We start from the raw sequence: 26,197 nt of genomic DNA on the forward strand, positions 1-26,197 counted from the left end.
GGTCCGGTGAGCGGTTCCGCCGTGCCGGACGACAGGTGGAACCTGGCCTGCCGTCTCAGGGCCCGAACCAGCGCCGCCGACGGTCGGCTGCGAACTCGGCCTTCTCGCTGGCGAATTCGACCGACGGTCCGCGGAACGGGGCGACCGGGGTCGGACCGGACAGGAAGTCCGCCTCCACCTTCCCGACTAGACCGCCACCGAACTCGATGTGGCACGTGCCCTGGCCGAGATACCTGTCCCCGTGCGGGCTGTCGTGCAGGTGGGCGATGATGTCCACCGCGACGGTCCGCGCGGCGGTCTCGGCGAACACCCCCGCCCGGGGGACGGGTGCGTCCGCGCAGTCGCCCAGCGCGTACACCCCGGGGTACGGGGTCGCGAGGGTCGCCGCATCGACGTGGATCCAGCCGTCCGCGCCGCCCTCCGTCAGTCCGGAGGTCTGCACGACTTCGGGAACCCGGTGGTGGGGGATCCCGATGAACAGGTCGTAGGCGAGGTCGCCGTCGTGTGTCGACGCGGTGTGCGCGGCCGGGTCCAGAGCGTGCACCCGTGTGCCGGTCGTGTACTCGATGTCGCGGTCCGCGAGTGCACCGACGATCGCGGCGTTGGAGCTGGGGGACACGGGGATGGGGGAGTCCATCGGGGAGAGAAGCCGCATGCGGGTCGCACCGCGCAGGTCGCGACGGACGAGTTCCTCGTGGAGCAGCAGCGCGCCCTCGTACGGTGCCGGCGGGCACTTGAAGGGGACACTGAGAATCGAGAGCAGGATGGTGCCGCCGGTGAAGGCGTCGAGGCGCTCTCGCAACCGGTGGACGCCCTCGAGCGAGTAGAACTCGTGACCGTCCTCGACGAATCCGGGGGTCGCACCGCAGTCGTACTCCGCGCCGAGCGCCACGACGAGCGTGTCCGCCCTGTACTCGCCGCGGTCGGTGGTGACGTGACGCGTGGCGGGATCGATCGCGGTGACCGTCTCGCGGCGGAACTCCACGGCCGGAAGGTTGAGGCTGTCGTACGGAATCCGGACGTCGTCGATCGTGCGGCCCCGGAACAGCACGTCCATCTTGGCGAAACCGAACACGAATCCGTCGGCGCGGTCGAGGAGGGTGACCCGAACCTCGTCCGGCACGGACCGGGACAGGCTGGCGGCGAGTTCGAGCCCACCGAACCCCGCTCCCAGGATCAGCACGGTGTGCATCGTTCGAGTATCCACCCTCCCGCGTACGAAACCCAGGGGTTGACAGCCGGAACGGTCACCGTGCCGGTCGGCAGTCCGGCAGTGCGGTGCCCTGGTCGGTGCCGTACCGATGGCCGTGGCCGGGTGCGGCGCCCAGCGAGGTGACCAGATCGACCGTGGTCTGCAGGAAACTCACCACCGGCAGCCATGCCGGGGTCGGGGCATCCGGCCGCACGCCGTCCAGTCGGGGCGGCGCCACCAGCAACCGGGGCGACCAGTGCACGACCGGGTCGGACGCGTTGGCGAGCACCGTCGTGCCCGGACGGATCGGTGCGCCCCCGGGCGGCCCGGCGAGCAGGACGCCGCACTCGGCGCCAACGGCCGCGGCTCCGAGCGCGCCGAGGCTCTGCCCGTACAGATGCAGCGCGGGACGTTCGTCCGGTGACATTCGCGAGATTCTCTGCGCGAGTGCCGCATAGAGGGCGCGAGCCGACTCCGTCGCGCCGGCGCGGTCGGTGACGAAGGTGACCCAGCTCGGCGCCGCCGAGTACTGAACCGCGATCTCGGCGACGTCCCCGCCGAAGCGTCGTTCGAACCCGGCGACCGCGTTCGAGTCGATCCACCCCGATCCGGTCGGCACCGCGACCACCACGTGCGACCGCGCCAGTCCACCGGCCCGGTCCAGTTCCCGGACGGCCAGATCGACCCGGGCGTCGAGGCTCGGTGCGCTGTCCAGACCGACGTAGGTGCGCACCGTCCCCGGGGCGGCCGGGGCCGAGACGAACCGCCGTCCGTGCGCGCCGAGCGACTCCCAGGGGACGAGCGAGTCGGCTGCTCCCGACATCGACGACGTCGCCGGACCGGCAGGGCCGCTGGCGTCCGCGGTCCGGGAGAGTGCGGCCGGCGCAGCCCAGACCGTCGCGGTGACCGCCGTGACGAGCACCGCGGCGCCGACCCGTCTCCCGTGCGGCCGCCGCGCCAGCGCGCCGAGCCCACGAGCACCGCCGATCAGGACGGCGGCCACCACGCCGCCGAGTACCAGGACCAGTGCCCAGTGGGTGGGCCCGACCGCGGCGACACCCATCGCGGACCGCACCCCGTTCTGCCAGTGGTCGGCGATCAGCACCGCCCACCCCACCGTCACTGCGCCCGCACCTGCGGCCACTGTCCGCGTCGTCGATCCGGATTCGGTTGTCGCCGAGCGCCGGCCGGGGCGCCGATGCCGCAGCGCTGCGAGTCCCCATCCGGCCGCCACGAGCAGGCCGGTGAGGAGCGCCTGCACGAGCGCGGGGCGGGGCAGCAGTGACGGCGCGAGCGACGCCGCCGCGGCGGACGCCACGGCCACCGTCGTGGCGATCCGGGGCGCGGTGATCGTGACGCCGGGCAGCGACAGCGCCCGGGGGAGGGTCGCCGTCACGCCGGCACCACCGGTGCGACGGTGCCGGTGCTCCCCGACCGGCGGCGGAGGGCGAAGGCGCCGCCGAGCGCCGCCGTACCCAGGACGGCCGCCGACAGGCCGATCGGTTCGGGGCGCGGTGCGGCGTAGTTCTGCCGCCACGAATTCGAGTTCACCGCGGTCGCCGCGACCATCGCGACCGCCCGGCACGAGGCCCGGGTGACATCGTCGGGGCGGGCGGCGCACGCGGCGTGCAGCCGTTCGTCGAGCTGCCGGTCCAGATCCAGCCGGGCCCACGCACCGACCGGCGACCCGGCCCGGTCCGCGTAGCGGAGCAGGTCGTACCCGAGGTCGTGCCCCATGCAGGCGGTGTCGAACTCGGCCGGCAGCGGGACCGGCGACGAGCAGGTGCCGCGCGGGTTGACGAGCATCCCGTCCCGGATCACGGGCCGGTACCCGAAGTCCTGCTCGAAGTCGGCGGGAATCCGCGCCGCGGCGGCGATCGGATCGGCGGTCGTGAGGGCCGCGATCGCGAGCGCGGCCGGAGCGTCGCGTTCGTCCGGAGTGGCGCCGGCGGTGTGCGGCGGGAGGAGGGTGGAGGCGGCGATCGCGCATCCCACCGCGAGGACTGTCCAGGTCGATTTCCGCATGGTTCCGACGCTAGAAATCGCCCGTACCTGCGAACATCACTCCGCGGCTTGGTTCGCTGCCGGCACCGTGGCGTCGGGGAACCGCCCGGACTCACCCGTCGGTGCCAGGGCGATCTCACCCCACGGTATGAGGACATCTCGGGTCCCGCTTCCTAGGGTTCTTCGCGTGGGTAGGACGAAACGAGCACTCCGCAGGACCGCACAGGGAGCCGCGACGAGAGCGAGACCGAGGCTCGCGCGACTGAGCGGCGGCCAGTGGCTCGACATCGGCGTGGTGTTCGTGACCGCGGTGCTGTTCGCGATCGCGTGGCCGACACTGCAACTGACCCACCGGGTGCCCGCGGGAGTGCAGCCGGTGATCGCCGGCCTCGCCGCGCTGCCGCTGCTGTTCATTCGAGCGAATCCAGCTCTGGGCTGGGCGATCTCGGCCGCCGGGGCATTGGTCATCCCGGTCGCCTACGACCGCACCGCCGACTACGACTTCCCGTGGCAGGTCGTGCACGTGATGGTGCTGATGGCCCTGCTGCTGGCCGTCAGCCTGCGGTCCCCGCTGCCGGTGGTTGCCGTCGCGGGAGTGTCGACCGCTCTGCTCTTCCTCGCGAACGCCCCCGGCCAGGACGGACGCGGGTGGGCCGTCGGGCTCACCGCCCTCGTCGCGTTCGGGTTGCTGATCCGCTGGCTGGTGCTCTCCCGGCGGCAACTCGCCCGGCAGGAGGAGGAGAACGAGGTCGAGCGGGCGCGCCGCGCGATCCTGGAGGAGCGGGCGAGGATTGCTCGCGACCTGCACGACGTCGTCGCCCACCACATGTCGCTGGTCGTCGTGCAGGCGCAGAGCGCCCCCTACCGCCTCGGCGGCCTGTCGCCCGAGGCGACAGCCGAATTCGACTCGATCGGTGCGACCGCCCGCGAGGCGTTGAACGAGATTCGCGGCATGCTCGGCGTGCTGCGCAGCGACGGTCAGGCCCCCGAAAACGCCCCGATGCCCGGACTCGACCGGATCGACGAGTTGATCGACGCCGGCCGGCGGGCCGGAATGGCGGTGACCGTCGAGCGCGGGCCGCTGCCTGCGTTGCCCGAGACGTCCGGACTCGCGCTGTACCGGATCTTGCAGGAGTCGCTGGCGAATGCGGCGCGCCACGCACCGGGCGCGGCCGTGCGGGTGGACCTGGCCGGGGACGCGGCCGTGACCGAACTGGTGGTCGTCAACGAGGCCGCGGCGCAATCCGTGCCCGCCTCGAATTCCGGTGGCGGCCACGGCATCGTCGGGATGCGGGACCGGGCCCGGTCGGTCGGGGGAACGCTGACCGCGCATCCGGCGGTGGGCGGCGGATTCGAGGTGCGGGCCCGGATCCCGTCCACCGCGGGCGGCTCGGTGCCCGAACCGGGCGTGGGTCGGGCCTAGGCTTGCCGGGTGGCGATCACGGTCTTCATTGCAGACGATCAGGCGATGGTGCGGCAGGGGTTCGGGGCGCTGCTCGCCGCACAACCCGACATCAGCGTCGTCGGCGACGCCCCGAACGGGAAGGTCGCGGTCGACGAGGTGCTCCGGCTGCGGCCCGACGTCGTGCTGATGGACGTGCGGATGCCGGAGCTGAACGGACTGGAGGCCGCAGAGCGAATCCTGTCCGCGGCGCTGCAGCCGCCGGTGCGGGTGCTGATGCTCACCACCTTCGACATCGACGACTACGTGTACGAGGCGCTTCGGGTGGGGGCGAGCGGCTTCATGCTCAAGGACGCGCCCGCCGACGAACTGGTCCGCGCGGTCCGTGTCGTCGCGGACGGTGAGGCGCTGCTCGCGCCGTCGGTGACCCGCCGCCTGATCGCAGACGTCACCAGTCGGCGTGCTGCCCGCCGGCCGGAGCCTGCGCAACTCGCGACGCTGACGCCCCGCGAACGGGAGGTGCTCGAGCTGATCGCCCGAGGGCTGTCCAACACCGAGATCGCCGAGTCGTTGTTCGTCGCCGAACAGACCGTCAAGACCCACGTGGGGAAGGTGCTCGCGAAGCTGCACCTGCGCGATCGCGCGCAGGCGGTCGTCCTCGCCTACGAGGCCGGGGTGGTCACTCCCGGCTGACGCCGGCCGCGAGCCGATCCTGTTTCGCCGAGCGACGTACCGGACGGCCCCGCCCCGGTTCAGGGGGTGAGCACGAACATGCCGTTCGCATGCCGCATTTCGATCCGGTCGTGTGCACGCCCCGCGTCGTCGAACCCGATTACGCTGTCGATGATCGGGGTGATGGCGCCGCCCGCCGCGAGTTCGAGGACCGCCGATCGCGCGGAGGCAACCCGATCGAGCCAGGCCGGGCCACTGCAACCGGTGAGCGACAGCCCGCGGGCCAACAGGTCCGAGGACGTGATGGCGGCGGGTGCGCCACCGAGCATTCCGTAGTAGAGCATTCGCCCGCTCAGTGGAGTCATCGCGTCGAGGACGGCGAGTGAGCCGGCGCCGCCGATGGATTCGAAGGCGACGTCGATCGTGGCGCCCCGCAACGCCTCCGGGAGGCGAGCGGCCCAGTCCGGTTCGGTGTGGTCGATGACGACGTCCGCACCGAGACTGCGGGCGCGTTCCCGGTTCGCGGGGTTGCCTGCGGTCGCGACGATCCTGCCCGCGCCCCGCGAACGCGCGAGCTGGGTCAGGTAGCCGCCGACGCCGGTACCGGCGGCTTCGATCAGGACCGTGTCGTCACGCGTCAGGCGTGCGGTCTCGAGCAGGGTCATGGCGACGGATCCGCCCATCATGACCGCGGCGGCATCGACGGACGAGAGCCCGTCGGGGATCGGGACGGTGGATGTCGCAGGCGCGCACACCAACTCGGCATGAGCGCCGATCCCCATGCCCGCGACCATCACTCGGGTGCCGACGAGCTCCGTGTCGACGCCTGCGCCCACCTGGGTGACGACGCCGGCGGCCTGCGTACCGAACACCGCCGGTGGCCCCGCCGGGGCGGGAAAGACGCCGGATCTGATCTGCGTCTCGACGAACAGAATCGGGGTGGCCTCGGTGCGGATCAGCACCTCCCCGTCCGCCGGGGACGGCGCGGGGACCTCTCGGGTGACGAGAACGTCGGGGCCACCAGTGGCCGTCATCACGACTGCTTTCATTATGATCTCCCCTAATCTGACCGTCGGTCCGGTTCCTGGTGCACTCGAACGATATGGACCGCCGGTCAAGTTGTCAATGGAGGTTTTGTGTCGTCCGACGGCCAGAGAACAGAGCGAGCCGATGCCGCGCGGAACAGGCGTGCGATTCTCGATGCGGCAGGTCGGCTGCTCGCAGAACACGGCCCGGGCGAGGTGTCGATGGAGCAGATCGCGGCTGCCGCCGGCGTCGGGAAGGGGACCCTCTTCCACCGGTTCGGCAGCCGCGCCGGCCTGATGCGCGCGCTCGTGCTCGAGCGCGCCGAGGACCTGCGCCGGGCCGTGGTGAGCGGCGAGCCGCCGCTCGGCCCGGGGGCGCCGGCAGGCGAGCGGCTGCTGGCCTACTTCGACGCCATGACCGACCTCGTCGTCGCCAACATCGGGCTGATGGTGGCCTACGACACCGCCGCCGACGATCCGCACGCCGACGAGATCCACGCCTTCTGGTACCGGCACATCGCCGAACTGCTGTCGCAGGCCCGACCGGACGTCGACGCCGACATGCTGGCACGGCTCCTGCTCGGCACTCTCGGTGGCGAGCTCGTGCTGCATCTCATCCAATCGGGGCAGACCGCGCGACTCAAGGCCGGTGTCCACCAGCTCGTCGACTCCGTTCTGCGCACCTGAACCGACGGAGCGCGGACAACCCGATCACCGCGCCTGGTGCAGGCCCCGCACATACGCGGCCTGCCCCAGGTGCTGCAGGCAGTCGCCGATGACGCTGACCAGACGCACCGTGACCGTGACCGGGGGATCCCACCGCCGGTCCACGATGCGGTCGAGCTCGGTGGGGGTGAGCTCGTCGACGTACTCGAGCGTCGCGAGGTGCACGTCGCCGTGGTAATCGGCGAGCAGGGCCGCCTCCGGGTGCACGGCGGCGACTTCGGAACTGCCGTGCCCGTAACCCGTGTCGGAGGCTGGGAACGGCAGATCGAACCGCTCCCGCCAGCCTCGGGAGGTCCACGCCTGCTCCACGTCGGCGGCATCGCTGACATGATCGTCCTGCACGCGGGTCAGGTGCCAGACCAGCCAGGCGATCGAGTTCGCCTGCGGGCCGGGACGATAACCGGCCACCTCCGGTGTCAGGCCGTCGGTCACCGCGACCACCAGTTCGCGGATCCTCTCGAACTGATCCCGCAGGACTGCGCGCGCCGCGTCCGTCTCGGTGTCCCGGCTCATCCCTCCACGGTAGGAGCGCGCGGGGAAGTGCGCAGCCGATCGATCAGGATGCCGCGGGCACCCGGCGGGTGCAGTATTGGTCACGGACCCAGCCGAGGGTGCGCGGACAGGGGTGTGCGATGACGAAGGTCGGGATTCTCACCAGTGGCGGTGACTGCCCGGGACTGAACGCGGTCATCCGGGGTGCGGTGCTCAAGGGCACCACCGTGTACGGGCAGCAGTTCGTCGGGTTCCTCGACGGGTGGCGCGGCCTGGTCGAGGGCGATGTGATGGACCTCGACCGCCCGACCGTCCGAGGGTTGTCGCACGAGGGCGGAACCATCTTGGGCACCAGTCGATTCGGTCCGTACCAGGGCCCGCACGGAGGGCCGGAGAACATCGCGCGAACCATGGAACGCCTCGGTGTCGACTCGGTGATCGCGATCGGTGGTGAGGGCACCGCGGCCGCCTCGCAGCGTCTGTACGACGCGGGCATCAAGATCGTCGGGGTCCCCAAGACCATCGACAACGACGTCGACCAGACCGACTACACCTTCGGCTTCGACACCGCCGTCGAGATCGCCACCGAGGCGATCGACCGGCTGCGCACCACCGGCAACTCGCACAAACGGTGCATGGTGCTCGAGGTGATGGGGCGCGGCGCCGGCTGGATCGCGCTGCACTCGGGCACCGCGGGCGGTGCGCACGCGATCCTCATCCCCGAGCACCCGGAGAGCATCGAACAGATCTGCGCGTGGGTCACCAGCGTCCGGGATCGGGGTCGCGCGCCGATGGTCGTCGTCGCCGAGGGGTTCACCCTGCCGGACATGACCGAGGCGTACTCGACGAAGGGGCTCGACGGGTTCGACCGGCCGCGCCTCGGCGGCGTTGCCGAGGTGCTGGCGCCGATGATCGAGGAACGCACCGGGATCGAGTCACGCGCGACCGTGCTCGGGTACATCCAGCGTGGCGGCGTGCCCACGGCCTTCGACCGGGTTCTCGCGACCCGCCTCGGGATGGCGGTCACCGACCTCGTCGCGCGGCAGGAGTGGGGAAACATGGTCGCGTTGCGCGGCACCGACATCGTGCAGGTGCACTTCGACGAGGCCCTCGCCGACCACAAGAGTGTCCCGCTGGAGCGATATCAGGAGATGCGGGTCATCTTCGGCTGAGCCGGATGCGAGTCGTGCCCGGCCGAGCCGGATGCGAGTCGTCCCTCCCCGGCGGGGGCGAATAAACTCGGGACCATGACTGCCGCCATGTCCGATGCCCTGCTCGCCTACGACGAGGTGCTCGCGAAGTTCGAGCCCGTGATGGGCATGGAGGTGCACGTCGAGCTGCACACCGCCACCAAGATGTTCTGCGGCTGCCCGACCACGTTCGGAGCCGAGCCGAACACCCAGGTGTGCCCCGTGTGCCTGGGCCTTCCGGGTTCGCTGCCGGTGGTCAACCGGTCCGCGGTCGAGTCCGCGATCCGGATCGGTCTCGCGCTGAACTGTTCGATCACCCCGTGGGGACGGTTCGCGCGCAAGAACTACTTCTACCCGGACCAGCCGAAGAACTACCAGATCTCCCAGTACGACGAGCCGATCGCCACCAACGGCTACCTCGACGTGGTCCTCGACGACGGCACCACCTGGCGGGTCGACATCGAGCGGGCGCACATGGAGGAGGACACCGGCAAGTCGCTGCACGTCGGCGGCGCGACGGGACGCATCCACGGCGCCAGCCACTCGCTGCTCGACTACAACCGCGCCGGTGTGCCGCTGGTCGAGATCGTCACCAAGCCGATCACCGGTGCCGGCGAGCGGGCACCGGAGGTTGCGCGCGCCTACGTCACCGCGCTGCGGGACCTGCTCAAGGCCCTCGACGTCTCCGACGTCCGGATGGATCAGGGGTCGATGCGCTGCGACGCGAACATCTCCCTGATGCCGATCGGTGCGCAGGAGTTCGGCACCCGCACCGAGACCAAGAACGTCAACTCGCTCAAGTCCGTCGAGGTCGCGGTGCGCTACGAGATGCGCCGGCAGGCGGCGGTCCTGGTGTCCGGCGGTGAGGTGATCCAGGAGACCCGGCACTTCCAGGAGGCCGACGGCACCACGTCCGCCGGGCGCCGTAAGGAGACCGCCGAGGACTACCGCTACTTCCCCGAGCCCGATCTCGAACCGGTCGCACCGAACGCCGAATGGGTCGAGGAACTGCGTGGCACCCTGCCCGAGCTGCCGTGGCTGCGCCGCGCCCGGATCCAGGCCGAGTGGGGCGTGTCCGACGAGGTGATGCGCGACCTGGTCAACGCAGGCGCGCTCGACCTGGTCATTGCCACCACCGAGGCCGGTGCGCCCGCCGACGCGGCGCGGTCCTGGTGGGTGTCCTACCTGACGCAGCAGGCCAACACCCGCGGCGTCGAACTTGCCGATCTGCCGATCACCCCGGCTCAGGTTGCTCAGGTCGTCGCGCTGATCGACAGCGGCAAGCTCAACAACAAGGTCGCCCGTCAGGTCGTCGACCACGTGCTCGCCGGCGAGGGCGACCCGGAGCAGGTCGTCGCCGCCCACCCGGAGCTGGTCGTGGTTCGTGACGACACCCTGATCAAGTCCGCCGTCGACGAGGCTCTGGCCGCGAACCCCGATGTCGCGGAGAAGATCCGCAGCGGCAAGGTCGCCGCGGCGGGCGCCATCGTCGGCGCCGTCATGAAGGCCACCAAGGGACAGGCCGACCCGGCCCGCGTCAAGGAACTGGTCATCGAGGCCTGCTCCTGACCCACACCGGCTGACGCCGGGTGCGCGGTTGCCGTCGTCGCCTCTGACGCGATGCGACGGTATCTGCACACTCGGCGGGCCGGACCGGCGCGGGCTGACCCGAAACGAGCTGCGCGGCCACCATAATCGGGCAATGCCCTCGGTCGGAGCCTCCCTCTTCTGGATAGCCCTGTGCGCGGTGATCGCGCCGCTGCTCGCGGGTCTGGTGCCGCGCAAGCTGGTGCCCGAGGTCGTGCTGCTGTTGATCGCGGGCATCGTCATCGGCCCGCACGTCCTCGATCTCGCGGTCCAGGGGCCGGAGATCGGGCTGCTGCGTGAACTCGGGCTGGGCATGCTGTTCCTGCTCGCCGGCTACGAGATCGACACCGACGAGCTGACCGGGCGGGGCGGACGCCGCGCGTTGGTCACCTGGCTGGTGTGTCTTGCGCTCGCGTTCACCGTGATCGGACTGCTCGGGATGGCCGAGGTGATCAATGCCGAGGTCGCGATCGCGATCGCGCTGACCTCGACCGCACTCGGCACGTTGCTCCCGATCCTCAAGGACAGCGGGGTGATCGACACCCGACTCGGGAAGACGGTGCTCAACCACGGCGCGGTCGGGGAACTCGGGCCGGTCGTCGCGATGGCGGTGCTGCTCGGCTCGCGCGGCACCGTCGGTTCGCTGATCGTGCTGGCGCTGTTCGCCGCTGCGGCGGTGGGCGTCGCGTTCATTCCGGCGACGGTGCGCCGTGAGGGCTCGAAGGTGCTCTCGATCATCCGCCTCGGGTCCGAGACGACAGCCCAGACCACGGTGCGGTTGACGATCCTGCTGCTGGTCTCGCTCGGGGCGCTGGCGAGTATCTTCGACGTGGACGGCATCCTGGCCGCGTTCGCCGCCGGCTTCATCCTCCGCCGGGCGTTCCCGCGCGGAGACGAGAAGCTCGAGGCCAAGCTCGACGGGTTGGCGTTCGGACTGCTCATCCCGATCTTCTTCGTCACCTCGGGCATGTCGATCGACGTGTCCGCGGTGGCCGCCCATCCCGGCGTCCTGGTGGCCTTCTTCCTGCTGATCCTGCTGGTGCGTGGGTTGCCGGTGTTCGTCGCGGAGCGCTTCGACCGGGGCGGCGACGGGGCGCAGCAACCACCGACGGTCCGCGAGCGGGCCCGGGTGGCGCTGTACGCGGCGACGGGTCTGCCGCTGATCGTCGCGGTCACCGAGGTCGCGGTGAACGCGGGACAGATGACCACGGCGAACGCGTCGATCCTCGTCGCGGCCGGGGCGATCACCGTCCTCCTGCTGCCCACCGCCGCATCGCTTCTCGGCGGATCGAGACGGGACGCGGCCGCCGTGCCGCAACCCGCTGGCGAGACGAGCTGACCGGAGGGAGACGGCGGTCCGCGGATTCGCCGTTGCAGCGCCCGCGGGGCGCGCGGTCAGTCGAAGCCGCCGCCGCCCTGGGGTGCGGGGATCCGGACCACGCGGTCGTCGCTCGGAGCCGGGACGTCGCCACCGGACTTGTTCACCGTCGACACCCACACCTCGCTGTTCGCGCCGAGGGCGGCCCCGCCGAGTCGGCCGTACTTGTCCTGCGCGACAAGGGACGGTGCGGCCTGGGCGGCACCGGTGTGCGCGTCGAGCGGCAGCACCGCGAGGGCCTTGCCCGCCGACAGGGACACCGCGATGCCGCCGTCGACCGGGGTGCACCCGGCCACCCCGGGACGATCGGGCCAGGTCCACACCGGCATCCCGGTGGCGCCGTCGGCCGCGACCCGCTGCAGGCGGTCCTCGAGGACGGTCCGGTCGGTGATCCAGACGCCACCACGGGGGTCCGGGCAGACGTCGCCGGCGGTACCGATCCCGGACAGCACGATCTGGGGCATCGGCTGCACCGGCGCCGGTGTCAGGGCGGTCACCCGCAGGACCTTTCCGGCCAGCGATCCGGGATCGTTTGCCGCAGAGGGGTTCCCGGCATCGCCGGTGAGAACGGTCAACTCGTCGGGGGCGGTGAAGAGGAGTGCGCCCGCATTCCCGCTCGCGCCGCGCGGAATGCCGGTGAGCACGTCCTTCGGGGTGTCGCCGGGGGCGATCCGCACCACCCGGTTGTCGCCACCGGTGGTGACGTACGCGTACAGCAGGTTGTCCTCGGTGTACGTGGGGGAGAGCGCGACGTCGAGTAGTCCGCCGTCGCCGGATCCGTCGACGGCGAGCCGGGCCACCTCCTGGACGGGTGTGCCGGGCGTCACCCGCAGGATCCGTCCGGTCCGACGCTCGGTCACCAGCACCGACTGCCCGCCGGGCAGCATCGTGACCGAACCGGTGGTGTCCAGGCAGGTGGCAACCACGGCCGGGTCGGGATCGGCGCAGGGCATCGGTGTGGCGGTCGGCGCGGCCGCACCCGGTGTCGGGGTGGGCGGTGCACTGGGCTCGCGGGGTCGGACCTCCCCGGCGGAGAACGACGGTACCGGGGTGAACGGGCTGGACGCGCTGTCGTCGAAGCGTGCGCAGCCGGCGACGGCGACCGCGGCGAGGGTGGACAGCACCGCGGTGCGGTACGCCGCACGAGAGATCGCCATACCTGGCACGGTACGACAAACGTTGTCCCGCGCGCCGAACCGGTCGGTGGTCCTCACCCGTTCTACGCTGGGATTCGTGACCGACAACCCGCGACAGAACACGGACACCGAGAGTTTCGGCCGGTCCGCGTCCAGCCCGTTCGACCAGCCGACGGAACGGTTTCCGACCACCGACGACGACCTCGGGTTGATGCCGACCGAGCAGATTCCGACGTACTCCGGGGCCCGCATCCCGGACCCGGAGGACGACGTGGTGGCTCCCGCCATGCATCCGACCGAGGAACTGCGGACCGCCGACTCCTACGACCGCGAGCTGGCGGCCGCGCTGGCCGCGCCTGTCGCGGCACCCGAGGTGGTGGCACCGACGCCGGCGCCGGTCACCCCACGAGGCACGCTCGACCTCGGGCTGCTCGTGCTGCGGGTGGCGGTGGGTGCGTTGGCGCTCGCGCACGGGCTGCAGAAACTGTTCGGCCTCTGGGGCGGGCCGGGTCTCGACGGTTTCGAGATGTATCTCGTCGACTCCGGGTATCAGCAGGCGAAGCTGCTGGCCACCGCCGGGGCGATCGGTGAGGTCGTGGCCGGTGGGTTCCTGATCCTCGGCCTGTTCACCCCGCTCGCCGCCGCCGGGTTGCTCGCCGTGCTGATCAACGCGTGGTGCGTCCGGCAGGCCGCCGAACCCGGACTGCAGTGGTTCGCGCCGGACGGTCCCGAACTCGAACTGCTCCTGGTGGCGATGCTGGTCGCGATCATCCTCGCCGGCCCGGGCCGGATCTCGGTCGAGGGACGGCGCAAGTGGGCCACCCGCCCGCACGTCGGGTCGTTCCTGGCGTTGGTGCTCGGTGTCGCGGGCGGTGTGTGCCTGTGGATCTTCCTGAACGGGGCGAATCCACTGGTCTGACCGGGCCGGGCGCGAACCCGAACGGCCGGAAGCAGGCAGTCGATCGGATCGACTGCCTGCTTCCGTTGTTCTGTCTCGTGCCGTGGAGTTACGGGACCTGTCGGACCGCGCCCTTGTCCGCGGAGGTGGCCAGCGCCGCGTAGGCGCGCAGCGCGGTGGTCACGGTGCGCTGCCGGTCGACCGGCTGCCACGGGCGCTCGGACGCCTCCATCTTCGCGCGCCGCTCGGCGAGCACGCCGTCGTCGACGAGCACCTCGAGGGTGCGGGTCGCGACGTCGATCCGGATCTGGTCGCCGTTCTCGACGAGTCCGATCACGCCACCGGCCGCGGCCTCGGGGGAGATGTGGCCGATGGACAGGCCGGAGGTGCCGCCCGAGAAGCGGCCGTCGGTGATCAGCGCGCACACCTTGCCGAGACCGGCGCCCTTGAGGAATGCGGTCGGGTGCAACATCTCCTGCATGCCGGGACCGCCCTTGGGGCCCTCGTAGCGGACCACGATCACGTCGCCCGGCTTGATCTGCTTCTGCAGGATCACCGAGACCGCCTCCTCCTGCGACTCGACGACGACCGCCGGGCCCTGGAAGGAGAAGAGGTCTTCGTCGATGCCCGCCGTCTTGAGGATCGCGCCGTCGACGGCGATGTTGCCGCGCAGCACGCAGAGGCCGCCCTCGACGGTGTAGGCGTGCTCGAGGTCGCGGATGCAGCCGCCCTCGGCGTCGGTGTCGAGCGCGCTCCACCGGTTGTCGGTCGAGAACGGCTCGGTGGTGCGGACGCCACCGGGCGCGGCGTGGAACAGTTCGAGCGCCTCGTCGGACGCCTTGCCGGAGCGGATGTCCCAGGTGTCGAGCCACTCGTCGAAGCTCTTGGTGTGCACCGTGGAGACCTCGGTCTCCAGCAGGCCGGCGCGACGGAGCTCCCCGAGCAGGGCGGGGATGCCACCGGCGCGGTGCACGTCCTCCATGTGGTAGTCGGAGTTCGGGGAGACCTTCGACAGGCACGGCACCCGGCGGCTGATCTCGTCGATGGTGGACAGGTCGAAGTCGACCTCGCCCTCCTGAGCCGCGGCGAGGGTGTGCAGCACCGTGTTGGTGGAACCGCCCATCGCGACGTCGAGCGCCATTGCGTTGCGGAAGGCCTTGGGGGTGGCGATGTTACGGGGCAGGACCGACTCGTCCTCGTCGCGGTAGTAGCGCAGCGCGGCCTCGACGACGGTGGTGCCGGCCTTGCTGAACAGCGCGCGGCGGGCCTCGTGAGTGGCCAGCGTCGAACCGTTGCCCGGCAGCGCGAGGCCGAGAGCCTCGGTGAGGCAGTTCATCGAGTTCGCGGTGAACATGCCCGAGCACGAACCACACGTCGGGCACGCGCTGCGCTCGACCTCGTCGAGGCCCTCCTCGGACACGGAGTCGTTGGCGCTCGCGGAGATCGCGGTGATCAGGTCGGTGGGAGCCTGCGCGACGCCTCCGACCACGACGGCCTTGCCGGCCTCCATCGGACCGCCGGAGACGAACACCGTCGGGATGTTCAGGCGCATCGCGGCATTGAGCATGCCGGGAGTGATCTTGTCGCAGTTGGAGATGCACACCAGCGCGTCGGCGGTGTGGGCGTTGACCATGTACTCGACCGAGTCGGCGATGATCTCGCGGCTCGGCAGCGAGTACAGCATGCCTCCGTGGCCCATCGCGATGCCGTCGTCGACGGCGATCGTGTGGAATTCGCGCGGGACACCGCCGGCGGCGCGGACGGCCTCGGCGACGATCTCGCCGACGTTCTTGAGGTGCACGTGACCCGGGACGAACTGGGTGTAGGAGTTCGCGATCGCGACGATCGGCTTGCCGAAGTCGGAGTCCGTCATTCCGGTGGCACGCCACAGCGAGCGGGCTCCGGCAGCGTTGCGTCCGACAGTGGTGGTGCGTGACCTCAGCGGGGGCATGGGTGTCCTTCGCTCATCGGGGCGCGTCCGCCGGGCCGGTGGGCTGGGACCGTCGGGTGCGCCGTGAATCGTCGAACCCGACGTGCGGGGCTGTTTCGGACGGTCACAGGGGCTGTGCCCAGGAGGTCGACAGAGCCGAAGGACCGCCCGACCGACGTCGGGTGCTCGTCGTCAACGGTACGCGCGTGTTATTCGGTGTCCGGAGCCGACTCGGCCCCATGCTCCTCGGCGGCCTCGCGTTCGGCCCGCTCCTGCTCGCGCCGTTCGCGTTCGATGCGGTCGGCGACCGCGTACGGGTCGGTGACCCGGCCGCCGCTCGCCTCGGCGATCAGGGGGAGCCGACCGAAGGTGACCACCGGCAGTGTCTTCTCGGTGCCGTCGGTCAGTTCGGCGCGCGCCCAGCCGCTGCGCTTCGGGAACCGGATGCCCTTCACCTGGTCCCAGGTGATCACCTCGCTGCTGAACGGTCGGCGAACGTGCAGGCCGACGGTGTCGACGACGGTCCGGACGCGCAGCATCCAGTAGGCGACGGCGATCGGGATCAGCCACAGGACCGACACCCACGGCGGGCTGGGGAAGATCACGAAGCTCAACCCGAAGGCGAGCAGGAACACCCCGAGCAGGCCGAGGCTCGAGATCTGGATGGAATGCCGGACCGGCTCCGTCGCGGCGGCGGGCTCGGCGGCGGTGTGGGACGGCTCGCCGGTGTGGGAGGATGAGGGCGGTGGCACGGGCTGCGATGGGGACGACACAGCACCATCCTCGCATTGCGGCCGGCGCTTCTCACATTCTGGAACAGCTTGCTCAAAAAGTTGACTGTTCACCCTTGACGCGCCTACCTTCGATCGCGTGAAGCAGAATGAGTTGCTCGTAATCGGCCGGCGCGTCGTCGCCTGAGTCGATTCCACGTCAACTCGCAAAGCACGACGCGCCACCCTCGTACAGCAGACAATGCTGACGGGGGTTTTTTGTTGCCCGGAGTCAGCTCGAACCGTCAACGCCAGAGGAATCACCAGTGAGCGCACCAACCGCACGGCCGCAGCCCACGCCGCGCAAGACCGGGGCTCAGCCCGGCCCCACGGCGGCCGCACCCCAGCCCGGAACCCGACGCCAGGTCGCCCCCGAGCGGGTCACCGGCGCCCAGTCTGTCGTCCGCGCACTCGAAGAGCTCGAGGTGGACACCGTGTTCGGTATTCCCGGCGGCGCGGTCCTCCCGGTCTACGACCCGCTCTTCGATTCGCAGAAGGTTCGGCACGTCCTCGTCCGGCACGAGCAGGGCGCCGGCCACGCGGCGACCGGCTACGCGCAGGCGACCGGCAAGGTCGGTGTCTGCATGGCCACCTCCGGTCCCGGTGCCACCAACCTGGTGACCCCCCTCGCGGACGCCCAGATGGACTCGGTCCCCGTCGTCGCGATCACCGGCCAGGTCGGTCGCGGTCTGATCGGCACCGACGCATTCCAGGAAGCCGACATCTCCGGCATCACCATGCCGATCACCAAGCACAACTTCCTGATCACCGACGGCATCGACATCCCGCGCATCATGGCCGAGGCGTTCTACCTGGCGTCCTCGGGACGTCCGGGTGCCGTCCTCGTCGACATCCCGAAGGACGTGCTGCAGGCGCAGACGACGTTCTCCTGGCCGCCGGAGATGCGGCTGCCCGGCTACCGCCCGGTGTCCAAGCCGCACGGCAAGCAGGTGCGTGAGGCGGCGCGGCTGATCGCGGAGTCCAAGTCGCCCGTGTTCTACGTCGGTGGCGGCGTCATCAAGGCCGAGGCCAGTGCGGAGCTGCTCGCGCTCGCGGAACTGACCGGCATCCCGGTGGTCACCACCCTGATGGCGCGTGGCGCGTTCCCCGACAGTCACCCGCTGCACTGCGGCATGCCCGGCATGCACGGCGCGGTCGCCGCCGTGGCCGCACTGCAGAAGTCGGACCTGCTGATCACCCTCGGTGCCCGCTTCGACGACCGGGTCACCGGCCAGCTCGACTCGTTCGCACCCGACGCCAAGGTCATCCACGCGGACATCGACCCCGCGGAGATCGGCAAGAACCGCTACGCGGACGTGCCGATCGTCGGTGACTGCAAGGAGGTCATCGTCGAGCTGATCGAGGCGATCCGCGCCGACCAGGCCACCGGCACCACCCTGGACCTGACCACGTGGTGGGAGTACCTCGACGGTCTCCGCAAGACCTACCCGCTGGCGTACGGCAAGCCGTCCGACGGCGCCCTCTCGCCCGAGTTCGTCATCGAGGCCGTCGGCCGGCTCGCCGGACCCGACGCCATCTACTGCGCCGGCGTCGGCCAGCACCAGATGTGGGCCGCGCAGTTCGTCAAGTACGAGAAGCCGCGCACCTGGCTCAACTCCGGTGGCCTCGGCACCATGGGTTACGCGGTCCCCGCCGCGATGGGCGCCAAGATGGGCATGCCGGACAGGGAAGTGTGGGCCATCGACGGTGACGGCTGCTTCCAGATGACCAACCAGGAGCTCGCGACCTGCGCGGTCGAGGGCGTGCCGATCAAGGTCGCGCTGATCAACAACGGCAACCTCGGCATGGTGCGGCAGTGGCAGACCCTCTTCTACGAGGAGCGCTACTCGAACACCAACCTGGGAACGCACGGCACGGTCCGGATCCCCGACTTCGTCAAGCTCGGTGAGGCCCTGGGCTGCCATTCCATCCGCGTCGAGCGTGAGGAGGACGTGGAGGCCGCGATCCGCGAGGCGCAGTCGATCAACGACAAGCCGGTCGTCATCGACTTCATCGTCGGCGCGGACGCCCAGGTGTGGCCGATGGTCGCCGCGGGCACCAGCAACGACGAGATCCAGGCGGCGCGGGGCTTCCGTCCGCTGTTCGACGACGACGAGGCCGCCGCCGAGCCTGCCGTCATCCACGAGGCCATGGAGCGCGAGCAGCGCTCCGGCGCCGCCGCTGCCACCGAAACGGAGGACACCAAGTGAGCACCAGTCACACCCTCAGCGTTCTCGTCGAGGACAAGCCGGGCGTGCTGGCGCGAGTCGCGGCGCTGTTCTCCCGGCGTGGGTTCAACATCGAGTCCCTCGCCGTCGGTGGCACCGAGCTGCCCGACATCTCGCGCATGACGATCGTCGTCACCGTCGACGAGTTCCCGCTCGAGCAGGTCACCAAGCAGCTGAACAAGCTCGTCAACGTCATCAAGATCGTCGAGCAGGAAGGCGAGGCTTCGGTCGCGCGGGAGCTCGTGCTGATCAAGGTGCGTGCCGACGCCAGTGTGCGCACCCAGGTCATCGAGACGGTGAACCTGTTCCGCGCCAAGGTGATCGACGTCTCGCCCGAGTCGCTCACCGTCGAGGCGACCGGCACCCGGTCCAAGCTCGACGCGCTGCTGCGGATGCTCGACCCGTACGGCATCAGGGAGATCGTCCAGTCCGGTGTCGTCGCCGTCGGACGTGGCCCGAAGTCGATCACGGCCACTCGCTAGCTAAGTTCTACATATTCACGCAAGGCTCTAACCAGAGGAGAGGTAATACCAGTGGCAGTCGAGATGTTCTACGACGATGACGCCGACCTGTCGATCATCCAGGGCCGCAAGGTCGCGGTGATCGGCTACGGCAGCCAGGGCCACGCGCACTCGCTGAGCCTGCGCGACTCCGGTGTCGACGTCCGCATCGGCCTCAAGGAGGGCTCGAAGTCCCGCGCGAAGGCCGAGGAGCAGGGCCTGACCGTCGGCACCCCGGCGGAGGTCTCGGAGTGGGCCGACGTGATCATGGTGCTCGCACCCGACACCGCGCAGGCGTCGATCTTCAAGAACGACATCGAGCCGAACCTCAAGGACGGCGACGCGCTGTTCTTCGGTCACGGCCTCAACATCCACTTCGACCTGATCAAGGCTCCGGAGTTCGTCACCGTCGGCATGGTCGCCCCGAAGGGCCCCGGCCACCTGGTGCGCCGCCAGTTCGTCGACGGCAAGGGCGTTCCGGCCCTGATCGCCGTCCACCAGGACCCGAAGGGTGAGGGCCAGGCCCTGGCTCTGTCCTACGCCAAGGGCATCGGCGGCACCCGCGCCGGCGTCATCAAGACCACGTTCAAGGAAGAGACCGAGACCGACCTCTTCGGCGAGCAGGCCGTGCTCTGCGGTGGCACCGAGGAGCTCGTCAAGACCGGCTTCGAGGTCATGGTCGAGGCCGGCTACGCGCCCGAGATGGCCTACTTCGAGGTGCTGCACGAGCTCAAGCTCATCGTCGACCTCATGTACGAGGGCGGCATCGCCCGCATGAACTACTCGGTCTCCGACACCGCCGAGTTCGGTGGCTACCTCTCCGGCCCGCGCGTCATCGACGCCGGCACCAAGGAGCGCATGAAGGAGATCCTGGCGGACATCCAGTCCGGCGAGTTCACCCGCCGCCTGGTCGCCAACGTCGAGAACGGCAACACCGAGCTCGAGGGCCTGCGCAAGGCGAACGCCGAGCACCCGATCGAGGTCACCGGCAAGAAGCTGCGCGACCTGATGAGCTGGGTCGATCGCCCGATCACCGAAACCGCTTAGGCGGCTGCGCCACCCGTGCGCTGATTTCACCCTTCACGGGTGAGAGCGCGGACGGCGCGAAGCGCATTTCGGGACCCGATGTCCCTCTCCGGCAGTGCACACTGTTCGGGAGGACATCGGGTCCTCGCGTTTTTGCGAGGCGGTGGGCGCATGGCACGTGAATCGTTGTTGCGCACGTGGTTACCGGGCGTCGTGGTCGCCCGGAACTATGAGCGGTCCTGGCTGCGTTCCGACATCACCGCCGGTATCGCGCTGACCGCACTGCTGATCCCGGCCGGGATGGGCTATGCGCAGGCGGCAGGTCTTCCGCCGGAGACCGGCCTGTACGCGACCATCGTGCCGCTCGTCGTCTACGCCCTGGTCGGTCCCTCCAAGATCCTGGTGCTCGGCCCCGACTCCTCACTCGCCCCGATCATCGGCGCGGCCGTCCTCCCGCTCGCTGCAGGAAGTCCGGACCGGGCCGTCGCCCTCGCGGGACTGCTCGCGATCCTCATGGGCGCGATCCTGATCGTCGGCGGACTGCTCAGACTGGGCTTCGTCACCGACCTGCTGTCCAAACCGATCCGGCTCGGCTACCTGAACGGTATCGCGCTGGTCGTCGTCGTCAGCCAGATCCCGAAACTGCTCGGATTCTCCGTCGACGGGGTCAACCTGATCGACGAGATCCGGCAGACGGTGTCCGCGATCGTCGGAGGCGAGATCGACGGCCGAGCGGCGGCCATCGGTGTCGGCGGTATCGCGGTGATCCTGGCGTTCAAGCTGTTCCACAGTCGCATCCCCGGTGTGCTGGTCGCCGTGATCGGATCGATCGTGGTCGCATATCTGCTCGGCCTCGCCGACGAGATCCCGATGGCCGGCGCACTGCCACACGGTCTGCCCGCGCCCGCCCTCGGCGGCCTGCAGTGGTCGGACGTCGGCGAACTGATCGGGCCCGCAGCGGGAATCGCGCTCGTCGCATTCGCCGACACCGGCGTCCTGTCGCGGACGTTCGCGGCCCGCCGCGGCGAATCCGTGGACGGCAGTCACGAGATGCGGGCGATCGGGACCGCGAATGTCGCGAGCGGACTGCTCGGCGGGTTCCCGATGTCGGCGAGCTCCTCCCGAACACCGGTCGCCGAACAGAACGGTGCCCGAACGCAGCTCGCCGGTGTGGTCGGGGCGGTCCTGATCGTGGTGTTCATCCTGGTCGCGCCGCGTGTCACCGCCTACCTGCCGTCGGCTGCCCTGGCCGCCGTCGTGATCGTCGCTGCGACGTCGCTCGTCGACATCCGGAGCATTGTCGAGATGTGGCACATGAGCCGGGTCGAGACCGGCCTCGCGATCGCCGCGTTCCTCGGGGTCGCCCTCGTCGGGGTACTCGAGGGCATCCTCGTCGCGATAGCCCTGTCCTTCGTGTCGGTGGTGGTGCACGCGTGGCGTCCCTACCGGACCGAGCTGGTGGTGACGCCGGAGGTGGCCGGCTATCACGACATCAAGCGCTACCCGTCCGGTGCCCGGATCCCGGGATTGGCGATCGTGCGGTTCGACGCGCAACTGTTCTTCGCCAACGGCGCGATCTTCGACGACTACACCCGACGGGTCGTAGCCCGTGCGCCGGAGCCCGTCCAGTGGGTGGTCATCGCCGCCGAACCCATCACCGGTGTCGACACGACCGCGATGGACGAACTCGTCGAACTCGATCAGTACCTGTCCGGCAACGGGATTCAACTCGTCTTCGCCGAAATGAAGGACCCGGTCAAGGACAAGCTGCGCGCGCTCGGACTGGGGGAGCGGTTCGGGACCGACCACTTCTATCCGACCATCGACACGGCGGTGGAGGCGTTCCGGAGCCGGTCGTGAACACTTCCGTCGGCGTCCACGATGTGGTATTGCCGACCCGCGGGGTGATATCGGGCCGTCCGGGCCACTAAGCTGTTCGGGTCACGAACTCGTGGGCGCCGATGGGGCCCGGTTCGCGGACGATCCGCCCAGACACCTAGCACAGGGAGTTCACTCGTGAGCCAGAATGGCCGCCCCGTTGTCCTGATCGCCGACAAGCTCGCACAATCGACCGTCGATGCGCTCGGAGACGGTGTCGAGGTGCGTTGGGTGGACGGCCCGGACCGTCCCGCCCTGCTGGCCGCCGTGCCGGAGGCCGACGCGCTGCTGGTGCGCTCCGCGACCACCGTCGACGCCGAGGTGCTCGCCGCCGCGACCAAGCTGAAGATCGTCGGCCGCGCGGGCGTCGGCCTCGACAACGTCGACATCCCGGCCGCGACCGAGCGTGGCGTGATGGTCGTCAACGCCCCCACCTCGAACATCCACTCCGCCGCCGAGCACGCCGTGTCGCTGCTGCTGTCGACCGCCCGCCAGATCCCGGCCGCCGACCGCACCCTGCGTGAGAAGACCTGGAAGCGGTCCAGCTTCAACGGCACCGAGATCCTCGGCAAGACCGTCGGCGTCGTCGGCCTCGGTCGCATCGGCCAGCTGTTCGCCCAGCGCCTCGCCGCGTTCGAGACCAACGTCATCGCGTACGACCCCTACCTGCCCGCCGCGCGCGCCGCGCAGCTCGGCATCGAACTGGTCGACATCGACGAGCTCGTCGAGCGCGCCGACTTCATCTCCGTGCACCTGCCGAAGACCAAGGAGACCGCCGGCCTGATCAACGCCGAGCGCCTCGCCAAGGCCAAGGACGGCGTCATCATCGTCAACGCCGCCCGCGGCGGCCTGATCGACGAGGACGCGCTCTACGACGCGCTCGTCGGCGGCAAGGTCCGTGCCGCCGGCCTCGACGTGTTCAACACCGAGCCGTGCACCGATTCCAAGCTGTTCGACCTCGACAACGTCGTCGTCACCCCGCACCTCGGCGCCTCCACCTCCGAGGCGCAGGACCGCGCAGGCACCGACGTCGCGAAGAGTGTCCTGCTGGCCCTGGCCGGCGAGTTCGTGCCCGACGCCGTCAACGTCTCCGGTGGCCCGGTCGGCGAAGAGGTCGCACCGTGGCTCGAGCTGGTCCGCAAGCTCGGCCTGATCGCCGGCACGCTGTCCCCGGAAGCCGTGCAGAACGTGCAGGTCGTCGTCAGCGGTGAACTGTCCGCCGAGAACGTCGACATCCTCGGACTGGCGGCGCTGCGTGGTCTGTTCTCCGCGAGCAGCGACGAGGCCGTCACCTTCGTCAACGCCCCGCAGCTCGCCGAGCAGCGTGGGGTCGCGGTCGAGGTCGACAAGCACAGCGAGGCACTGACGCACCGCAGCGCCGTCGAGGTGCGCGCGGTCGCCGCGGACGGCACCGTCACCGCCGTTGCGGGCGCGCTGACCGGTCTCCAGCAGGTCGAGAAGATCGTCAACATCAACGGCCGCAGCTTCGACCTGCGCGCCGAGGGCCACAACATCGTGGTCCACTACGCGGATCGTCCCGGTGTGCTCGGTGTGCTCGGCACGGTGCTCGGCACCGCCGGCATCGACATCCAGGCCGCCGCGTTGAGCCAGGACGTCGAGGGCGAGGGCGCCACCGTCATCCTGCGTGTCGACCGTGTCGTCGGTGACGCCGAGGTCGCGCAGGTCGTGGAGAAGCTCGACGCCCGCGTCGCGCAGGTCGACCTGTCCTGATCCCCCCCATCTCCACCCGGTGGCCGCGATCGTCGACGACGGTCGCGGCCACCGTCGGATTCTCCCGCTGTCGGTTCTACGAGAAGAGAGTGTGTCCATGAAGCTTGCGGTCATCCCCGGTGACGGCATCGGTGTCGAGGTCACCGCAGAAGCGCTGAAGGTACTGCGGAAGCTGGTGCCCGACGTGGAGACCACCGAGTACGACCTCGGTGCCAAGCGCTACAACGAGACCGGCGAGCTGCTGCCCGAGGCGGAGCTCGCGGAGATCCGTCGGCACGACGCGATCCTGCTCGGTGCGATCGGTGACCCGCGCCTCGTCGGTCCGGGCATCCTCGAGCGGGGCCTGCTGCTGAACATGCGGTTCCTGCTCGACCACCACGTGAACCTGCGCCCGGCCCGCACCTACCCGGGCTCGAGCTCGCCGCTGGCGGCCAACCCGGACATCGACTTCGTCGTCGTCCGCGAGGGCACCGAGGGCCCGTACACCGGCAACGGCGGCTCGATCCGCGTCGGCACGCCGCAGGAAGTCGCGACCGAGGTGTCGGTCAACACCTGGTTCGGTGCCGAGCGTGTCGTCCGCTACGCCTTCGAGCTGGCGCAGACCCGGCGCAAGCACCTGACGCTGATCCACAAGACCAACGTGCTCTCGAACGCGGGCCGGATCTGGACCCGCGCCGTGGAGACCGTCGGCGCCGAGTTCCCCGACGTCGAGACGGCGTACTGCCACATCGACGCAGCCACGATCTACATGGTCACCGATCCCGCGCGCTTCGACGTGATCGTCACCGACAACCTGTTCGGCGACATCATCACCGACCTCGCAGGCGCGGTCACCGGTGGCATCGGTCTGGCCGCGAGCGGCAACATCGACGCCTCGGGCACCAACCCGTCGATGTTCGAGCCGGTTCACGGCTCCGCGCCGGACATCGCCGGTCAGGGCATCGCGGACCCGACCGCCGCGATCCTGTCCGTCGCGCTGCTGCTGCGTCACCTCGGCCGCGAGGACGACGCCGCTCGCATCGAGCGGGCCGTCGAGGCCGATCTCGCCGCGCGCGGTGACGCCCCGATCGTCACGGCACTGGTCGGAGACCGGATCGCCGCCGCGCTCTGATCCACACGAGCACACGACACCGCCCGCGCACCGATCGGTGCGCGGGCGGTCTTGTCGGTCGGGGTGCCCTGCCTGTCCGCCCGCGTGAACGGAGCGTTCGGCCGGTCTACTCGACCGAACGATCCCGTTCGGTCGAAGCATCGGAGGGGACGAGGGGTACCGCGAGGGCCGGAACCAGCGCCGCCAGGGCGAACGCGGCCGGGAACCCGATGGCGCCGACAGCGGCACCGAACACCGGACCGACTGCCGCTGCGGCGATGAACTGGCCCGTGTTCTGGACGCCAAGCGCCCGTCCACCCCAGTAGGGGCCTGCGATCTCGGCCACCGCCGTGAAGGCCAGGCCGTTGGGGGCGACGGTGGTCACCGACGCGATCACCAACAGCACGACGGCGACCGGAGAGCCGGTGGCGGCGGCGGCCGCCAGTGCGCACATGGACGCGACCACTGCCACCGCCACGAGCCGCAGGGGGCGCAGCCGGCTGCCGACCCGATCGGACCACACACCCGCCGCGACCCGGCCCGCCGCACCGAGGAACTGTGCCGCGGTGATCACGATGCCTGCGGCAGACTCGGCCCACCCCTGATCGGTGACCAGCCACACCAGCGCAAACGTCCACACCACGTATTGCGGCACCACCAGCAACACCGAGGTGGCGTGGATGCGTTGCAGGACGCTGCCCTGCCGGTACGGATTGGCGAGCAGGCCGAGCTGCGCGGCGTGACCGCGTTCGGGGCGCGGCGGATCGGCGATCCCGACGGCGCACGCCACAGCCGCGAGCGCGGCCACCGCCGCGGGGAAGGCGAGTGCCCAGCCGATCCCGTGGTCGCGGGCGAGCAGTGGGATCGTCAGGGCCGCGAGCGCGACACCGAGGGGAATCGACATCTGTCGGATTCCCATGGCGAGTCCGCGTTGGTCCGGTGGGAACCACCCGACCACGACCCGCCCGCTGGCGGCATTGGCCGCCGCGCTCGCGGCGCCTCCGAGTGCCAGCAGTACCGCCAGCGCGGCCGTGGGCGAGGTGGCGGCCGCAGCGGTGGTGGCCACGGCCGCCAGCGCCAGGCCGGCGGTCAGGACGAGGCGTTCGCCGTACCGGTCGGCGAGTGCGCCCCAGGCGACGAGGGTCAGCATCACGCCGAACACCGGTGCGGAGGCGAGGGTTCCCGCCTGGGCGAGGCTCAGCCCGTACTCGTCGTGCAGCGTCGGGATCAGGAACGCGGTTCCGTTGACCAGGACGGCCTGGGCCGCCTGGGCGAAGACGCCGAGCCCGAGGACGACCCAGCGCCGGGCGGTGTGGCCGGGGGGCGCCTGAATGCTGGTCAT

Annotated in this window: 22 protein-coding genes; 13 read left to right on the plus strand and 9 right to left on the minus strand. The window is 70.3% G+C overall.

Annotated features, from left to right (window positions below; translation table 11 throughout):
* Positions 1-55: 55 nt before the first annotated feature.
* From ACWDU4_RS02065 to ACWDU4_RS02075, 3 genes are read right to left on the minus strand one after another with little or no spacing between them, the layout of a single operon-like run.
* Positions 56-1,192: an NAD(P)/FAD-dependent oxidoreductase gene (locus ACWDU4_RS02065; RefSeq protein WP_450112177.1), complete on the minus strand. Its 1,137-nt coding sequence runs from the start codon at positions 1,190-1,192 to the stop codon at positions 56-58.
* A 55-nt stretch (positions 1,193-1,247) separates the two neighbouring features.
* On the minus strand, positions 1,248-2,588 hold the full coding sequence (locus ACWDU4_RS02070; RefSeq protein WP_450112178.1) for an alpha/beta-hydrolase family protein: 1,341 nt from the start codon (positions 2,586-2,588) through the stop codon (positions 1,248-1,250).
* Complete coding sequence (locus tag ACWDU4_RS02075) at positions 2,585-3,217, minus strand: hypothetical protein (RefSeq protein ID WP_450112179.1); 633 nt, start codon at positions 3,215-3,217, stop codon at positions 2,585-2,587. The genes ACWDU4_RS02070 and ACWDU4_RS02075 overlap by 4 nt, the downstream gene beginning before the upstream one ends.
* Positions 3,218-3,383: 166 nt before the next feature.
* Between ACWDU4_RS02075 and ACWDU4_RS02080 the strand changes: the two genes are divergently transcribed.
* Together ACWDU4_RS02080 and ACWDU4_RS02085 are read left to right on the plus strand one after the other, a co-directional pair.
* Positions 3,384-4,619, plus strand: coding sequence for a sensor histidine kinase (locus ACWDU4_RS02080; RefSeq protein ID WP_450112180.1), 1,236 nt, complete (start codon positions 3,384-3,386; stop codon positions 4,617-4,619).
* 9 nt (positions 4,620-4,628) lie between these two features.
* Positions 4,629-5,291 (plus strand): response regulator, encoded by a 663-nt coding sequence (locus ACWDU4_RS02085; protein ID WP_450112181.1) that lies wholly within the window; start codon positions 4,629-4,631, stop codon positions 5,289-5,291.
* A gap of 59 nt (positions 5,292-5,350) precedes the next feature.
* Here ACWDU4_RS02085 and ACWDU4_RS02090 read toward each other — a convergent pair whose 3' ends face one another.
* On the minus strand, positions 5,351-6,304 hold the full coding sequence (locus ACWDU4_RS02090) for a quinone oxidoreductase family protein (RefSeq protein WP_450112182.1): 954 nt from the start codon (positions 6,302-6,304) through the stop codon (positions 5,351-5,353).
* Between the two features lie 102 nt (positions 6,305-6,406).
* On the opposite strand from ACWDU4_RS02090, the gene ACWDU4_RS02095 reads away from it, so the two are divergent.
* Entirely contained in the window at positions 6,407-6,982 is a 576-nt protein-coding gene (locus ACWDU4_RS02095; protein WP_450112183.1) for a TetR/AcrR family transcriptional regulator, read from the plus strand.
* Positions 6,983-7,006: 24 nt separating this feature from the next.
* Here ACWDU4_RS02095 and ACWDU4_RS02100 read toward each other — a convergent pair whose 3' ends face one another.
* Positions 7,007-7,534, minus strand: coding sequence for a mycothiol transferase (locus ACWDU4_RS02100; RefSeq protein ID WP_450112184.1), 528 nt, complete (start codon positions 7,532-7,534; stop codon positions 7,007-7,009).
* Positions 7,535-7,653: 119 nt separating this feature from the next.
* Here ACWDU4_RS02100 and ACWDU4_RS02105 point away from each other — a divergent pair, with 119 nt between their 5' ends.
* The 3 genes from ACWDU4_RS02105 (at position 7,654) to ACWDU4_RS02115 (ending at position 11,629) form a co-directional block, all read left to right on the plus strand.
* The gene (locus tag ACWDU4_RS02105) at positions 7,654-8,685 is read left to right on the plus strand and encodes an ATP-dependent 6-phosphofructokinase (protein WP_450112185.1); all 1,032 of its coding nucleotides are present in this window, start codon (positions 7,654-7,656) and stop codon (positions 8,683-8,685) included.
* Positions 8,686-8,760: 75 nt separating this feature from the next.
* A complete protein-coding gene (gene gatB / locus ACWDU4_RS02110) occupies positions 8,761-10,272 on the plus strand; it encodes an Asp-tRNA(Asn)/Glu-tRNA(Gln) amidotransferase subunit GatB (protein ID WP_450112186.1) in 1,512 nt (503 codons plus the stop codon).
* A gap of 133 nt (positions 10,273-10,405) precedes the next feature.
* Positions 10,406-11,629: a cation:proton antiporter gene (locus ACWDU4_RS02115; RefSeq protein ID WP_450112187.1), complete on the plus strand. Its 1,224-nt coding sequence runs from the start codon at positions 10,406-10,408 to the stop codon at positions 11,627-11,629.
* Positions 11,630-11,685: 56 nt separating this feature from the next.
* Here the strand turns inward: ACWDU4_RS02115 and ACWDU4_RS02120 are convergent, their stop codons facing one another.
* A complete protein-coding gene (locus tag ACWDU4_RS02120; RefSeq protein WP_450112188.1) occupies positions 11,686-12,825 on the minus strand; it encodes a PQQ-dependent sugar dehydrogenase in 1,140 nt (379 codons plus the stop codon).
* A 76-nt stretch (positions 12,826-12,901) separates the two neighbouring features.
* On the opposite strand from ACWDU4_RS02120, the gene ACWDU4_RS02125 reads away from it, so the two are divergent.
* Positions 12,902-13,723: a DoxX family protein gene (locus tag ACWDU4_RS02125; protein WP_450112189.1), complete on the plus strand. Its 822-nt coding sequence runs from the start codon at positions 12,902-12,904 to the stop codon at positions 13,721-13,723.
* Positions 13,724-13,811: 88 nt separating this feature from the next.
* Here the strand turns inward: ACWDU4_RS02125 and ilvD are convergent, their stop codons facing one another.
* Positions 13,812-15,653: a dihydroxy-acid dehydratase gene (ilvD, locus tag ACWDU4_RS02130; RefSeq protein ID WP_450112190.1), complete on the minus strand. Its 1,842-nt coding sequence runs from the start codon at positions 15,651-15,653 to the stop codon at positions 13,812-13,814.
* Between the two features lie 188 nt (positions 15,654-15,841).
* The gene (locus ACWDU4_RS02135) at positions 15,842-16,384 is read right to left on the minus strand and encodes a PH domain-containing protein (RefSeq protein ID WP_450112191.1); all 543 of its coding nucleotides are present in this window, start codon (positions 16,382-16,384) and stop codon (positions 15,842-15,844) included.
* A gap of 284 nt (positions 16,385-16,668) precedes the next feature.
* Here ACWDU4_RS02135 and ACWDU4_RS02140 point away from each other — a divergent pair, with 284 nt between their 5' ends.
* From ACWDU4_RS02140 to ACWDU4_RS02165, 6 genes are all read left to right on the plus strand, one after another.
* Positions 16,669-18,612 carry an acetolactate synthase large subunit gene (locus ACWDU4_RS02140; RefSeq protein ID WP_450112192.1) on the plus strand — a complete coding sequence of 648 codons (1,944 nt, stop codon included), beginning with the start codon at positions 16,669-16,671 and terminating at the stop codon, positions 18,610-18,612.
* A complete protein-coding gene (gene ilvN / locus ACWDU4_RS02145; RefSeq protein ID WP_387469874.1) occupies positions 18,609-19,112 on the plus strand; it encodes an acetolactate synthase small subunit in 504 nt (167 codons plus the stop codon). The genes ACWDU4_RS02140 and ilvN overlap by 4 nt, the downstream gene beginning before the upstream one ends.
* 63 nt (positions 19,113-19,175) lie before the next feature.
* Positions 19,176-20,177, plus strand: coding sequence for a ketol-acid reductoisomerase (gene ilvC / locus ACWDU4_RS02150; protein WP_450112251.1), 1,002 nt, complete (start codon positions 19,176-19,178; stop codon positions 20,175-20,177).
* A 150-nt stretch (positions 20,178-20,327) separates the two neighbouring features.
* The gene (locus tag ACWDU4_RS02155) at positions 20,328-22,016 is read left to right on the plus strand and encodes a SulP family inorganic anion transporter (protein ID WP_450112193.1); all 1,689 of its coding nucleotides are present in this window, start codon (positions 20,328-20,330) and stop codon (positions 22,014-22,016) included.
* 156 nt (positions 22,017-22,172) lie between these two features.
* Positions 22,173-23,765, plus strand: a complete 1,593-nt coding sequence (serA, locus tag ACWDU4_RS02160) for a phosphoglycerate dehydrogenase (RefSeq protein ID WP_450112194.1) — start codon at positions 22,173-22,175, stop codon at positions 23,763-23,765.
* A 97-nt stretch (positions 23,766-23,862) separates the two neighbouring features.
* A complete protein-coding gene (locus tag ACWDU4_RS02165) occupies positions 23,863-24,876 on the plus strand; it encodes a 3-isopropylmalate dehydrogenase (RefSeq protein WP_450112195.1) in 1,014 nt (337 codons plus the stop codon).
* Positions 24,877-24,982: 106 nt separating this feature from the next.
* On the opposite strand, the gene ACWDU4_RS02170 is transcribed toward ACWDU4_RS02165, so the two are convergent.
* Positions 24,983-26,197: an MFS transporter gene (locus ACWDU4_RS02170; protein ID WP_450112196.1), complete on the minus strand. Its 1,215-nt coding sequence runs from the start codon at positions 26,195-26,197 to the stop codon at positions 24,983-24,985.

The organism is Rhodococcus sp. NPDC003348, assembly GCF_053589375.1.

What these genes read in the sequence shown, in the direction of transcription:
- ACWDU4_RS02065 (WP_450112177.1), bottom strand. Translation starts at nt 1,192, where the DNA reads ATGCACACCGTGCTGATCCTGGGAGCGGGGTTCGGTGGGCTCGAACTC.
- ACWDU4_RS02075 (WP_450112179.1), bottom strand. Translation starts at nt 3,217, where the DNA reads ATGCGGAAATCGACCTGGACAGTCCTCGCGGTGGGATGCGCGATCGCC.
- ACWDU4_RS02090 (WP_450112182.1), bottom strand. Translation starts at nt 6,304, where the DNA reads ATGACGGCCACTGGTGGCCCCGACGTTCTCGTCACCCGAGAGGTCCCC.
- ACWDU4_RS02100 (WP_450112184.1), bottom strand. Translation starts at nt 7,534, where the DNA reads ATGAGCCGGGACACCGAGACGGACGCGGCGCGCGCAGTCCTGCGGGAT.
- ACWDU4_RS02105 (WP_450112185.1), top strand. Translation starts at nt 7,654, where the DNA reads ATGACGAAGGTCGGGATTCTCACCAGTGGCGGTGACTGCCCGGGACTG.
- gatB (WP_450112186.1), top strand. Translation starts at nt 8,761, where the DNA reads ATGACTGCCGCCATGTCCGATGCCCTGCTCGCCTACGACGAGGTGCTC.
- ACWDU4_RS02115 (WP_450112187.1), top strand. Translation starts at nt 10,406, where the DNA reads ATGCCCTCGGTCGGAGCCTCCCTCTTCTGGATAGCCCTGTGCGCGGTG.
- ACWDU4_RS02120 (WP_450112188.1), bottom strand. Translation starts at nt 12,825, where the DNA reads ATGGCGATCTCTCGTGCGGCGTACCGCACCGCGGTGCTGTCCACCCTC.
- ilvD (WP_450112190.1), bottom strand. Translation starts at nt 15,653, where the DNA reads ATGCCCCCGCTGAGGTCACGCACCACCACTGTCGGACGCAACGCTGCC.
- ilvC (WP_450112251.1), top strand. Translation starts at nt 19,176, where the DNA reads ATGTTCTACGACGATGACGCCGACCTGTCGATCATCCAGGGCCGCAAG.
- ACWDU4_RS02155 (WP_450112193.1), top strand. Translation starts at nt 20,328, where the DNA reads ATGGCACGTGAATCGTTGTTGCGCACGTGGTTACCGGGCGTCGTGGTC.
- ACWDU4_RS02165 (WP_450112195.1), top strand. Translation starts at nt 23,863, where the DNA reads ATGAAGCTTGCGGTCATCCCCGGTGACGGCATCGGTGTCGAGGTCACC.
- ACWDU4_RS02170 (WP_450112196.1), bottom strand. Translation starts at nt 26,197, where the DNA reads ATGACCAGCATTCAGGCGCCCCCCGGCCACACCGCCCGGCGCTGGGTC.